10 protein-coding genes and 1 tRNA gene are annotated in these 13573 nt (G+C 39.4%); 6 read left to right on the forward strand and 5 right to left on the reverse strand.

Annotated features, from left to right (window positions below; genetic code table 11):
* The first annotated feature begins 447 nt into the window (after window positions 1-447).
* Together EO98_RS08560 and EO98_RS08565 are read left to right on the forward strand one after the other, a co-directional pair.
* On the forward strand, window positions 448-1197 hold the full coding sequence (locus tag EO98_RS08560; RefSeq protein WP_048141129.1) for a peptidylprolyl isomerase: 750 nt from the start codon (window positions 448-450) through the stop codon (window positions 1195-1197).
* Window positions 1198-1361: 164 nt separating this feature from the next.
* Window positions 1362-1447: transfer RNA gene (locus EO98_RS08565), tRNA-Ser, on the forward strand.
* A gap of 867 nt (window positions 1448-2314) precedes the next feature.
* Here EO98_RS08565 and EO98_RS08570 read toward each other — a convergent pair.
* Complete coding sequence (locus tag EO98_RS08570) at window positions 2315-3571, reverse strand: acyltransferase family protein (RefSeq protein ID WP_048141131.1); 1257 nt, start codon at window positions 3569-3571, stop codon at window positions 2315-2317.
* Between the two features lie 578 nt (window positions 3572-4149).
* Here EO98_RS08570 and EO98_RS08575 point away from each other — a divergent pair.
* The 3 genes from EO98_RS08575 to EO98_RS08585 all read left to right on the forward strand — a co-directional run bounded on the left by EO98_RS08575 (window position 4150) and on the right by EO98_RS08585 (window position 6816).
* Window positions 4150-4650, forward strand: a complete 501-nt coding sequence (locus EO98_RS08575) for a cupredoxin family copper-binding protein (protein ID WP_048141134.1) — start codon at window positions 4150-4152, stop codon at window positions 4648-4650.
* A 416-nt stretch (window positions 4651-5066) separates the two neighbouring features.
* Window positions 5067-6158, forward strand: coding sequence for a type I restriction endonuclease (locus EO98_RS08580; protein ID WP_048141136.1), 1092 nt, complete (start codon window positions 5067-5069; stop codon window positions 6156-6158).
* 202 nt (window positions 6159-6360) lie between these two features.
* Window positions 6361-6816: a hypothetical protein gene (locus tag EO98_RS08585; protein WP_156161076.1), complete on the forward strand. Its 456-nt coding sequence runs from the start codon at window positions 6361-6363 to the stop codon at window positions 6814-6816.
* 174 nt (window positions 6817-6990) lie between these two features.
* Here the strand turns inward: EO98_RS08585 and EO98_RS08590 are convergent, their stop codons facing one another.
* Window positions 6991-7896 carry a RimK family alpha-L-glutamate ligase gene (locus EO98_RS08590; RefSeq protein ID WP_048141140.1) on the reverse strand — a complete coding sequence of 302 codons (906 nt, stop codon included), beginning with the start codon at window positions 7894-7896 and terminating at the stop codon, window positions 6991-6993.
* A 596-nt stretch (window positions 7897-8492) separates the two neighbouring features.
* Window positions 8493-9689, reverse strand: coding sequence for a tetratricopeptide repeat protein (locus tag EO98_RS08600; protein ID WP_048141145.1), 1197 nt, complete (start codon window positions 9687-9689; stop codon window positions 8493-8495).
* A gap of 219 nt (window positions 9690-9908) precedes the next feature.
* On the opposite strand from EO98_RS08600, the gene EO98_RS08605 reads away from it, so the two are divergent.
* A complete protein-coding gene (locus tag EO98_RS08605; RefSeq protein WP_048141147.1) occupies window positions 9909-10700 on the forward strand; it encodes an HAD family hydrolase in 792 nt (263 codons plus the stop codon).
* A 250-nt stretch (window positions 10701-10950) separates the two neighbouring features.
* On the opposite strand, the gene EO98_RS08610 is transcribed toward EO98_RS08605, so the two are convergent.
* Together EO98_RS08610 and EO98_RS08615 are read right to left on the reverse strand one after the other, a co-directional pair.
* The gene (locus EO98_RS08610) at window positions 10951-11829 is read right to left on the reverse strand and encodes a tetratricopeptide repeat protein (RefSeq protein WP_048133761.1); all 879 of its coding nucleotides are present in this window, start codon (window positions 11827-11829) and stop codon (window positions 10951-10953) included.
* A gap of 1018 nt (window positions 11830-12847) precedes the next feature.
* Complete coding sequence (locus EO98_RS08615) at window positions 12848-13360, reverse strand: response regulator (RefSeq protein ID WP_048141332.1); 513 nt, start codon at window positions 13358-13360, stop codon at window positions 12848-12850.
* Window positions 13361-13573: the final 213 nt, after the last annotated feature.

The following is a 13573-nucleotide window of genomic DNA, read 5'->3' on the forward strand; positions in this document are numbered from 1 at the left end:
GAGATAATTAGACTCTGGAGTTATGTTTGATTCAAAAGATGTTTATCTGACAAAATGACGGCATGAATGGACTGGTACAGACAAAAGTCTTCATGCCGGAACTTCTGTCCCTGCCTGACAAAGCTGCGAAAAAGGGTATTTTTGCCCCAGAGGACAGTTTCTAAGACGAAAATGAAAGTGACTTTTCTTCCTTTTTACAGGCCGAATCTTTCCTATAAATCACCCTTGATGGCAGACGATGCTGATTATTAGAAAATTTACAATAAATTAAAATTTTTACAACGACCGGTGAGGTTTCAGGCAACCCTGTTGGTTCCCAAAAAGCTTATTAAAGCCAGAGTTCTATAGCGTGAAACGCGTTTACTCTAAAAGTTCAGGAATTTAACTGATAAAGGATAATTTCCTTACTTATCTAATTTAATTAATTTAATAGAAGAGTTGAGAATTATGGCAATTCAGAAAGGCGATTTCATAAAGTTAAACTACACAGGTAGATTTGAGGACGGCAGGATTTTCGACACAACAGACGAAGAGCTTGCAAAAAAAGAAGAGATCTATAATCCCCGCGGACTTTACGGCGGAGACGTCGTTATTGTTGGAGCAGGGCACACAATCGATGGCCTTGATGAAGACCTTGAAGGAAAGGAAGATGGTTACTCCGGTACAGTTTCAATCCCTCCGGAAAAGGCATTCGGCCCAAGCAATCCGAGTCTCGTAGAGACCGTTTCCATAACAAAGCTCCCGGACAGAAATGTTCACCCCGGCATGCCTGTTGAACTGGACGGCAGAAGAGGAGTTGTCAGCAGGGTTATCGGCCGCAGGGTCACTGTAGACTTTAACAGCCCCCTTGCAGGCAAGACTGTTAGCTACGAGTACACCATTGAAAAGATCCTTGAGAATGATGTTGAAAAGATCCAGGGTATTCTTGCCCTCTATACCGGCATTCGTGACACGGAAGTCGAAATAGCTGATGGTGTCGCAAAGATCAATGTGCCCACAGGCCTGACCTTCAACCAGCGCTGGCTCATGGCAAAGAACAGGGTGGCATCCGAACTCTTCAAGTACGCAGGTCTCACAGAAGTCCAGCTCATTGAAAAGCTTACCGCCGAAGCTGAAGTCCCTGCACCTGCAGAGCCTGAAGTCGAGACTGAAGCCGAAACCGAAGTTAAAGAAGAGACTTCAGAGTCCCAGGAATAATTATTTAACTGTAATTAACAGAAATGCGAAGAGTTATTTCTCTTCGCAAATTTTATATATAATAATCAGGTTCTCTGTATACGCGTCCCGGAATATCAGGACGGTTTGCCGGGATTTATCCGGAAAGCCAAAAAAAGTTACATTTAAAAGTCTATTTTCAACATGCTGAGGTAGCCCAGCGGACTACGGCGCCGGTCTTGAAAACCGGTAGTGCTCACGCGCTACGGGAGTTCGAATCTCCCCCTCAGCGTAACTTCAAGGCTTTTTTAAAAAGATCTTTTTATTCCAATCAATGCCTATCTCCGATAGTTGCCGCGTCCCGCACTTCTAAAAAAGTAAGATCAGACTTTTACATCGGGAGACTGAAAATTTATACATCGGAAAGCTTCAGTTATCACTTTTTCAGCTTACTGAAGTTTATATTGAACTTTGCCCCACTGTAATTTTAAGTTCGATAGAACCTTCTATCTGTTCAACAAAAATATTTATAAGCTGCAGGCCAGGGGAATCCGTGTTCCGAAAACTAAATTCCGGAATTAGAGTCAGATCTGTGCAGATGAACAGTTCTGCTTTTTCCAGCCTGCCGCATATGTTTTAAGAGAATTGGTTCAGAATAGAATAGGAATTGAGAGTTTAGGTTCTTTCCCAATATCCAAATATTTTTATCATCTAAAAATCCGTTTTTCCGTTTTTCTGTTTTTCCGTTTTTCCAAGTTTTTATATAACTTGTTAATTCTTAATTATTTTTATAATATTTAAAATTTTCTGAGAAAGTTATAGCGCAAATATATTTTGATACATATTCTTCAGTTAGCTGGATTCGATTCCAAAATCTAGTGATTTTTGCATTTCTTGATTGAAATTCTGAATTCGCAAGAAGAATCCGGCCTTTAATCAAAATCAGTATTCAAGCTCAAAAAACCGTGATCCAAAAATCTTACCACAAGAATTGTAACCAATTATAAAATCCAGTGATTTTTAATTTTACATTCATCACTGGATTTTGGTACTGAGTCTTATTTCCTGTCCTTTTCTTATTCTCTACCTTTATCTACAATTTTTTATGGATATTCCTACGTCTGATTAACTTGATTTGATCTGTTCTCACATATTATTTTTATTTATTAAAACCTGTAATAAATCTTGTATAAGGCAGGGTTTTTCCAGGGAATTTTCTGTGTGAGAAATTTCTTTTCAAGTTCAGTTCCATTGTCTGAACCTGGTATGAAATGAAAAATAACAGGGGAATAGCTATAAACACCATAATAACATCGCGTAAAATTGGAGAAACTATGAAGTTTGTTCCCGAGTTCCAAAGGGCAAAAAATGGTCTATGGAATAAATAAACACAGTACGAAGATGTAGCAATATACGTAAAGAATGAGCTTAAAGAACGTGAGAATTTCTCATTGACAAACTTCATCGCAAACGAATACTCCAATACACAGAACAAAATTACAAAAATATTTAGAAGTAGTGTGTCAATAAGGAACTGTAGTAAAAGCGGGTTAATACTCAATAAACCTGCCATACTGTCCAGGATAGATCTTACCATGGAAGAACCTATTGTGCCGCCACTCGCGGTATCAATGGTTACGGAAACTCTTGGGTCCAGAAATAGAGACTCCCTCAATCCCATAACGATTGTCAGTACGAAGATGACCGGCAGAACTGCCAGCAGGACCTGGGCAAGGGGTGTTTTCACGGGGATCTTTACAGCTTTTCCAAACTGGCTTTCCTTGCAGGCAAGGACCCCAAAAACGAATATAAGGAAAAACATGAAAAAGCGGTGGTCAATAATATTGAAAGTTTTTGAGATTAAAAAGAATCCGAGATATACAATGGTAGAGGAAAGTAAGAGGCGTTTTGTAGTCTTTGAGTACATAATGAGAAACGGATAAATGGCATAGAAAATAACAATTAAACCTACAAAATAAAGCGTTAGCATAGGAGATGCATAAGCCGGAGCAAGCAGGATTTGCAGCCCAAGTACATGTACAAATATATTAAAAAAATCGAATACATTTTCCGAATTGGGAAAAACAAAGCCCGAATTTAACCTCGGGGCAAATACGAAAAATACCAGTACAAATGTTGCCAGTGCAGCCCAGTAAAGGGGATAGATTCTAAGAAGCCTTTTTCTATAGAAATCGAATGCGTTTTGAAGTGAGTTTATCGAGTGATTATTGTAATATATTAGGTATCCACTCATAAATATAAAGAGACCCAAACCCATGTTTGCAAAGTAAGGATCAAAGGCATAGAGTGCTAATTTCCCATAAGTAGAATATAAAAAATTACTCAAGTGAGCTGGAATAATCATAATTATTGCTAATGCTCTTAAAAAGTCAAATGCAATTATTTTATTTTTCATTATATCAGTCCCTACACATATCTTAAAATTGTCCCAGAAGTTTACCTCATGAATTAATTTTAGTTACCCAGAAGTTTATCTTATAAATCAAAGTTGCGCTGGCGCACCCCGGAGCAAGCTGGCGGGGTATTCGACTGAAGTTAATTTAAACTACCCAGAAGTTATCTCAGGAATTAATTTAAGCTAATTTCATTGGTCATCGGTCAAGGAATTTTCTTGCCTAAAGGCTATCGATTTTGTACCAGAAGTATGCCTCAAATTTTGTCCAATTAACCTCAAATCGATACCGTGCTCCATCTTATAAACTGATGTGTTTTTTGAAAACTTTTGTAGAAATGGATGCGATTTATCATGATTCCTCACTTAACCGAAGACGCATGAAGCCCTATTTTATAACTAGAGGACAATAAAACGCGTAGAGAAAAAAATGATATGATTTGACATCAAATAGCCATCATTTAAAAATCTTATTGACATACAATAATCCCGAAAAAGAACTATATTCCGAATTTGGTAGGAATTATTATAAAATCAAAACGTTATTTATAAAGCATTCTTATTTTGCATGGGGGAAAATAATGAGAAGAGAATTGGTTATTTTGCTAGTCTTATGTAGCGTATTTCTGGCAATAGGATGCGCAGAGAATGGTGCCGAAGAGCCTGCAACTCCGGTCGAAGAAGTAACTCCCGCTGAAACCGTAACTCCGGTTGAAACCGTAACTCCAGTTGAAGCTGTAACTCCCATTGAAGCTATTACTTCAATTGAAGCTATAACTCCCGTTGAAACCGTAACTCCAGCTTCAAATGCAACGCCTGAAACCGGAGGGGAAGGCCAGACGATTGAGGTGTCAATCAAGGATTTTGCCTTCAACCCTGAAGAAGTCACAATATCAGCCGGAGATACCGTAAGATGGACGAACCTTGATTCAATTACCCATACAATAAAAGGTCCTGATTTTGAGTCTAATACACTCAGGGACGGAGACTCTTACTCTTTCGTGTTTACCAAACCGGGAGTCTATGAGTACGAGTGCTCGATCCATCCATCTATGAAAGGAACTGTTACGGTTACGGAATAAAGGCTTTGCAGGGCAAAAGAGTATTGAGATTTAAGGTACTGGAGTTGCTGGAAATCTTCATTTTAAGTTTTAAAAAACGGTTATTAATTTTTAGGATTTTATTTTATGCGAATTCTTTGTCAGTTGACTCATACTTTTTTTAATTCAATATATAGGTTTTAACTTCATTATTGGGAAAATTGTTCTTTTATAAAGGTTCTTTGCTTTCAGGTAATTCTTCAGTCACTTTTTGCTAAAAAACAGCTGCATAGGAAGCGATTCAATTCAATGTTCTAAAAGTGATCATTATGGCACATATAATATAAAAATATATTACAAAGTATCAAAGTTTAAATAAAGAAATGAAGTAAAGCTTAACAGTATATAGACAAATATGTTTAAACTTTTAATAATTTCGATCTTATGAAGGAGTAACGATGGATTTCATAGATCAAATTCAAGAACTGGCAATAAGGATTCCAAAGCTACGGGAAAACATAAAAACCGAAGAGGCTACAAAAAATGCTCTTGTAATGCCTCTAATTAACATATTGGGCTACAACGTTTTTGATCCTGGAGAAGTAGTTCCCGAGTACACCGCAGACTTTGGAACCAAAAAAGGAGAAAAAGTTGATTATGCTATTTTCAAGGATGAAAAACCGGTCATACTAATTGAATGTAAAACTATTGATGCTGACCTGGACAGAGAGCATGCTTCTCAACTATTCAGATATTTCAGTGTAACTGATGCAAAAATAGGAATCTTGACAAATGGTGTAGTCTATCGGTTTTATACTGATCTTGATTCTCCAAACAAAATGGACGATAAGTCTTTCCTTGAGGTCAATTTCCTGGATATTAAAGAACCATTAATAAATGAGCTTAAAAGGTTCAGGAAAGAATCCTTTGATATTGATGATCTTGCTACTGTGGCCTGTGAATTGAAGTACACAAGAGAGATAAAACAGATTCTTGCGAGAGAGATTAATTCACCCTCAGAAGATTTTGTAAAATACTTTGCAAAACAGGTACATAACGTGCCATTCACTCAGAATGTCCGTGAGAAATTTACAGGAATCACAAAGAACGCACTTGGCCAATTTATAAATGAAAAAATCAACGAGAGACTGAAATTCGCTATGTCAGAAGGACCTGTCGAAGTCATCTCAGACAAAAATGACGGACAGGAAAACACTGATCTTGTGGAAGAATTGAGTGATGGTGTCGTGACAACGGAAGAAGAAATAGAAGGATATCACATAATAAAATCAATCCTGCGCTCAACCATTGATCCAAAAAGAATAGTAATGAGAGACAAAAAGAATTATTGTGGGATATTGCTGGATAATAACAATAGAAAACCCATCTGCAGGTTGCACTTTAATACCAGGCAAAAGTACCTTGAACTTTTTGTCGATGAAGATAGAAAATCTGAAAAAACTCCAATTAACGAGTTGAACAATATATACAGTTATTCAGAGAAATTAATAGAAACAGTAAATAGTTACGAGAACGACGTCCAGAAGTAAGGAACAGGGATAACATTACTGGTATTATGGATTTTGGAACGGAAAAATCTCTTATTCTAATACTCTGAAGAACCAACCCAAAAATGAAGGTCGTTTCGATTAGGCTTATCAAAATGGTCCGGCCAGTAAAAAATAAAAAACAAAACTTAAACATAGAGAAAATGGATCAATCATCAATTAATCCGGAAGAAAGAGGGGAACGATGAATAAAAGAATATTAATATTTATTTTATTGTTCTTCGTTTGCATTGCCATACTAGCTGCGGGGTGCCTGGAAAATGAGTTTGTCAGGGAGAGGCAGGTAGCTACTTACCAGGATGTATACGAGGGGGAAAGTGAGAACTGGAAAGCAAAGTTTGTGCAAAACGTAACGGAATTTACCCTGCCTGCGGATGACGAAATACTTTATGATGTAGATGGTGAGATAATCCTTACATATAAAGGCAATCTTTCAGAGTTGTCTTCCGTACAAGTAATTGAATATTCTTATGTGCGTAATTCGGGCGGAGGAGGAGGGACGGAGGCGAACCCCCACGAAAGGGTTTATGGGGGTAAATTTTCTTACGGCGGGAGTATGATAGACAGAAGTGAGGCATTCAATGTTATAGTTAGTCTGGACGGAAAAAAAGAAACAATTGAAGTAAAAAAGATTGGATGAACTTTGAAGATCAAATTAATTTTTAAGACCAATTAATTTTTGTGTGCTGTATTTTCTGAGATCTTATTTTAGACGCCTTCCGGGAAAAGCCGCTCATATCGGTGAGCGTAATAGGGCACTGGGACTGGAAATCAACTTACTTCCGATCGACAAAATAGAAAAGATTTTTCCCTCTTACTTTTCCCCCACCTTTCCCCTCACAAAATCATAAATCATGCCTGCAACATTGACTTCGCAGCATTTTTCTATGCCCTCGAAACCAGGGGAAGAATTTGCCTCGCAGACTTTGAAGTGGTCGCCGTTGAAGAGAAGGTCGATGCCGGCTATGTCGAGTCCGAAGGTGCGGGCGGTTTCGGTTGCCAGCTGTTCTATCTCGGGGGTCATGTCGAATTTGCGGACTTCTCCGCCTCTGGAATAGTTGGACTTGAAACTGCCTGCGGGAGCGATTCTTTCCATGCAGGCGACTGCCCGGCCTCCTATTACGAGGACGCGGAGATCCCTGCCGATGCTGGATTTAATGAACTCCTGAAGGATTATGTTTGCATTGGGGTTGGTTACATGGATCAGCTCCATGATGTCCCGTAAATTGTCATGGTTTTCCGAGAGGAAGATGCCTTTGCCCATGGAGCCGGAGAGGGCTTTTACTATAAGGGGGAAACCCAGGTATTTTTCAACCAGGTTTATGTTGACCGGGTTTTTGGCAAACATTGTATTGGGGGAGGAAATTCCTCTTTCGGCCAGGATCTGCTGGGAATAGAGCTTGTCCTTGACGGTATCAATGCTCTGCGAAGAGTTAAAAACGCGAACTCCGAGGCGTTCCAGGTGGCGGATAACTGCAAGTGCGAAGTAGGTTGTGCCTGCACCCATCCTCGGCAGGAGAAAGTCCGGAAGGGGGACAACTTCCCCGTCCAGAAGAATGCTTTTCCTGTCATCTCTTGTTACAATAAGGTCGAACTGGTCGGGTTTTACAACCCTGAGCTCTATTCCCTTCTCACCCGCAACCTCGATGAAGCGGTGAATTTCGTACAGGTCGGGCCTTAATTCGGCAGCCGTGCTCTTGTAAAGAATCCATCCTTTCATTCTTTCATCCGCTCCACCCTGTGGGAAAATGTTTCTAAATTTAGAGGAAGATGTGCATCTATTTGAAAAGCGTTTCCGGTATATAGAATTATGCTTAAAATCATGCTTAGAATCATGCTTAGAATTATGTTTTTCGCTGCTGAGTCCTGTATTTTGCAGGATTTTATCTTTTTACGATTTTTAGATTTATCGGTTTTGTCGGACATTCCGGAAACCAGGAAATGAATCTAAAAAAGTGAAAAGTTCCAAGAGAATTTATAAAGTAGAAAGGGTGAATTCTTGATGATGATCCGTAAGGTTCAGGCCCTGTCGGAATTGACTGTAACTTCTCGACCATGAATAGGAATCTGAGGATGTCGGATGAGGTCGTGAGATAGATATTCTTCGGGTCTCTGAACTACTCCAGAGATTCCATCACACAGCTTATCACACAGCTTATCACACAGCTTATCACACAGCTTATCACACAGCTTATCACGCGAATGCCCATTCTTGCAGCGAGCTCATTAAACCCAGGGGCTTATAGTTAAAAGAAGAAAGTGGAAAGTAAGAAGAAAGTGGAAAGTAAGATCAGGAGGGAAAAAATCTCTCCGGATTTACTGAATGTTCCCACCAATCTCAGAATATCTGGGGTCGATTTCCACAGCTCTTATATATGCGTCCTCAGCTTCGTCTTCACGTCCGAGGAAACTCAGGCAGACAGCTTTTCCAAACCAGGCATCTGCAGCATCCGGGTAAAGGTTAAGTGCCTTTTCATAAGTTTCCAGGGCTTCTTCAAAGCGTTTGAGCTGAGTCAGCACAAAACCGAGGCTTGAGTAGGCTTCCAGATATTCAGGGTCAAGCTGTGTGGCTTTTCTGTACGCTTCGACAGCTTCTTCAAACCTCTGCACCTGGCTGAGGGTAAATCCTTTGTTATACCAGACATCGGAGTTTTCGGAATTTATTTCGATTGCTTTTTCAAAAGCATTAATTGCTTCATCATACCTTTCCAGGTTTTCCAGATCTATGCCCATATTATTCCAGGCATCATCATTTTTAGGATCAATTTCCACGGCTTTTTCGTAGGCTTTCAGAGCCTGCTTGTAACTGCCAAGGCTATCAAGGTCCACTCCTTTGTAATACCAGGCTTCAAGAAAACCAGGATCGATCTCGAGTGCTTTATCGTATGCAATAATTGCTTCATCGTAGTTCCCCAGCTGTCCGAGAGCTATACCTTTTCCTGTCCAGGCCTCTTTATAATCCGAATTTTCCTCAAGGACTTTCTCATAGGCTTCAACAGCCTCTTCGTATTTTTCTGCCTGGCTGAGGTTCAGGGCTTTTCCATACCATGCATTAGGATAGTCCGGCCTGAGCTCAAGAGCTTTCCCATAGGCTTCGACTGCTTTGTCGTATTCTCCCACCTGGGAGTAGGAAAAAGCCATGTTGTTCCAGAGGTCCGCATCTTCAGATTCAATCTCAACAGCTTTTTGATAGAGTTTGAGAGCTTCCTCGAACTGCCCAAGGTTTTCAAGAGCTGCAGCCTTATTATTCAAAAGATAGATATTCTTCGGGTCTCTGTCAATCGCCTTATCAAAGGCAACAATTGCCTCATTTAACTTGCCAAGCCTGAGAAGATCAAGGCCGCATTCATTAAGTTCGGCTGCAAGAATTTCGTTGCTGACTTCCTCCCTTGCCACACTCTCCGAGTCATCCAGTACATACATATCATCGGAAACTGACCCCTCTCCGGTTTCAGTTTTGTCTCCATTTCCTTCTTTTGTGAAGGGTTCGTCCTTGTGTTCTCCAGAGTTCATGTCCAAATTTCCTTTACTGTCTTTTACAATTAAGACCCACAATTTTTCAAGTACTCGCGTTCGTTATCTACTTAAGTTTATTGTTCGTTATGACCTATACATCTGTCATTTATGGCTTTTATAGCCTCTCCCAAAAAGTAGTCTGAAAAGTCCAGAAAAGGGGAATAGAAAAAGAAGAAGGTCCGAAAAATTCAAAAAACGTAAAATAGATCAGAAAAAATGAACCAGATCAGGGAAACCATGGAAAGTGTCCGGAAGAATGTACAGCAAAATCGCCCGAAAACTCTGAAAGCTGTTCTCTTTGATATGGACAATACTCTTTTTGATTTCGTAGCCGTAAAACTCATAGCATGCAGGGAGATCCTTTCCTATCTTGGAGAGGGGGATAAGAACCTTAAGAAGGATCCCGCAGAACTTTTCAGGTACTTTCTCAGGGGAACTTACGGGTTTGAAGACTATGAAAACATAAAGGACTACATGCAGGAGAGAAAGCTTTTCACAGCGCAGGCATACAGACAGTGCTGTGAGATCTATGACAGGGAAAAACTGCAAAACCTCGAACTCTATCCGGGGGTCAGGGATACCCTTGAGGAACTGAAGAAACTTGGGCTCAGACTTGCAATAATAACAGACGCTGACAGGTACCATGCCCATGCAAGGCTTACAAGAGTCGGGCTTCTTGATTCCTTTGAGTTCCTTGTGTCTGCAGATATGACAGGTACGAAAAAGCCGGACCCTGCCCATTTTCTCTTTGCTCTTGATGCCTTCGGGCTAAAGCCGGAAGAAAGCCTGGTGGTGGGAGATAGCATCAAAAGAGATATGGCTCCGGCACACAGGCTAGGCTTAAAAACAGCATATGCATCCTATGGAGACTGGAGACCAACAGAGGAAACAGAACAATGCTTTGACTTTCAGCTCAACAAATTTCAGGATCTGATGGAATATATCGGCACCCTGAACAGCCCTCATGTTCAGACAGATCTGCAAAACAAAAATCAAATTGATCCGTAAATAAAAGTCCGGTTGGATAAGCTATAATAAAAAAAGACAAATAAAAGAGACAAATAAAAGAGACAAATAAAAGAGACAAATAAAAGAGACAAATAAAAAAGACAGATAAAAAAAGACAGTTTAAAGATAAGGGAAAAAGATAATTATAGCCAATGTACCTGTCAGTTCCTGAACAAGTTTTTCTGGCTAACGGCTTTTTCTGGCTCCGTATCTACATATTCTCTGGAAAGATGCTCTATATTAAGGTTACTTAAATAAGGTCTGAGTATATAGGGTTTATATCGACTGCCCTTTCGTAGGCTTCCATTGCTTTCTGGTGTTTCTTAACTCTGTCGTATACTATTCCTTTGCCAATCCAGGCTTTTGTAAAGCTCGGGTTGATGTCTATAGCCTTTTCAAAAGCTTCAAGCGCTTCTTTGTATTTCTCAAGGTCTCTCAGGGCAATTCCTTTGTTGTACCAGAACCTTGCATTCTCGGGATTTGCTTTGATCTTGTTGTCAAAAATCTCCACAGCTTTCTCAATGTATAATTTTGCTTCATCATTCTTCTCGAGCCAGCGCAGAGCGACCCCTTTGTTGTAAAGGGCTTTTCCGTTAGTTGGGTTTAACTCAAGTGCCCTGTTAAAAGCATCAAGAGCCTCCTGATAACTTTTTATTTTACAGAGCCCCATTCCTTTCTTGCACCATTCGCTTGCGCTCATGGAGCCCATGTCGTAGTTCTTTGAATAGAGCCGGATAGCTTTCTCAAGGTCGTCCATTGCATCTTCGTATGCTCTCATCTCCCTGAGAGCCATTCCCCTCCTGTACCAGACTTCAGGATCTTCAGGAGCCAGGGATACCGCCCGGTAGAATGCGTCCAGGGCTTCCTCGTATTGCATGAGACTCAGGAGAAGTTCAGCTTTGAAGCACCAGGTTTTAGCATCAGCAGGGTTGATCTCCAGGGACCTGTCAAAAGCATCAAGAGCATCCTCGTACCTCATGAGGCTTTTGAGAACAATCCCTTTGCTAAACAGGATTTTTGCATTATCTGGGCTTATTTCCAGAGCCTTATCGTATGCATCCAGAGCTTCTGTAAACCTTTTTAGTTCATGGAGTGCAACGCCTTTATTATACCATTCATTCAAAGTCATAACTTTACCACACCTATTTGCCACACCTTTTTTGGGGTTACGTTTTTCCACAGCTTTACCACATTTACCTTGAACAACAATATACTTTCAGAGCATTAAATCGGTTTTGTACTTTAGTTCCTTATCAGAAATAAGGATGGAAAAACAGTTACGCATGATAATTTACGTTTTATTCTTTTTTAAACATTTTGAAATATTCATAAACATAATTATTTTAAAAATAGAGTTTTCAAAACATACTCATTAGTAAAGTCGATATTTAGCAAATCTATGATATATTAGTAACTAAATTAATATATTTGATATTAGTCGACTAAAATATGATTTTGAAGGACTCAATATACACCTTGTTTCGTATAGATATCATTTCAGTTCCGCTTTCGCCAAAAAATTCTTCAGGTTGTCCCTGAAAAGTAAATAGGTAAAGGCCGAGGAGATATCTTCGGGATAAAAAGAAACCGATTTCTACGCGCGACCTGTATAGAAATCATTACTTGTTACCCTAATATCGAAGTTGCGGCAGAGTTCTCAAGGAACTTCAACGAAGCTATGTAATTTTGACGGAAAATCTAATTTTAATGATAAATTTGATTCTAACGGGAAAATGTAATTTTAAAAGAATCTGTAATTTTAACGAAGAGACCCATTTTAAGAAGTGATCTAATAGGATTTGTAAAAAGTAATCTTTAACAAAATAATTCAAAATTAACACAAGTATATCTGGAGAACTTCCAAACTAAATCCATATACACGTATTTCACGCAATTTTGTAGTAAAAGTAATAAACATGGTTGATAAGCATATTAAGTGGATACAAGTAAAGAAGGCATCTTAAGGAGTGTGTAAATAAAAATATTAAGATGCCTCAAAGAAATCGGCCAAATTTCAAACCCCGGAACAATCTGTTAAAGTATGCAGAACCTGAAAAGGAGAAAGAAAAGAAAATTTCACCTTTCAATAAATCTGACTTCCTTATGACAGTATTACTGCTTATAAGAAAGTAAATTTCCTCCCGGATTCAAATCCGGTTACGTCTCAGGATCATTCCGACTCTTGCTTTCAATTCCAGAGGATTAAAAGGCTCAGCAACGTAATCGTCAGCTCCTGATTTAAAGGCTTTAATACTATCTTCCGCTTTATCCCTTTCACTCAGCATCATAACAGGAACCCAACAGCACCTTGGGCTGGCTTTAAGCTGTCTGCAGATTTCAAAGCCATCTGTATTCAGAAAAGCCGTATCAAGCAGCACCAGGTCTGGTCTTTCCGTATTCACTGTTTCAAGGGCTGGAAAGCTGTCCGATGCATTGACAACGTTATAGTTTTCAGCATCAAGAACCTTCATAAGGGTCTGGTGGACATTATGCCTATTACCCATAATCAGGATTTTTTCCCTGATATCATGAAGGTTTGCAATCCGAACTTTTACTAACTCTTCCGAAACAGAAAGAGTTCGGGCAATATCTCTTTCGCTTATTTCAGGTTGTTCTTCAATAAGCTTTAAAATTTCACGGTCAAGATTAATGTTATGCATTTCCCTCCACCTCATACAGTATATATTTTCTTAGGTATTAAACATTTCTCAAATTTTAAAACGAATAGAGTCGCTAAAAATGTACGCAGTGAAGCGAGAGGGAGCAGAGTTACCCAAATATTTAGGAGATTTCATATGAATCGCCTGACTACCCAATACGGAGATAAGTTTATAACCATAAATAGCAAGTTAATATTGGAAATAAGAATCACT

Origin of the sequence: Methanosarcina sp. 2.H.T.1A.6, assembly GCF_000979455.1 — an archaeon.
In the GTDB taxonomy this organism is placed as follows: domain Archaea; phylum Halobacteriota; class Methanosarcinia; order Methanosarcinales; family Methanosarcinaceae; genus Methanosarcina.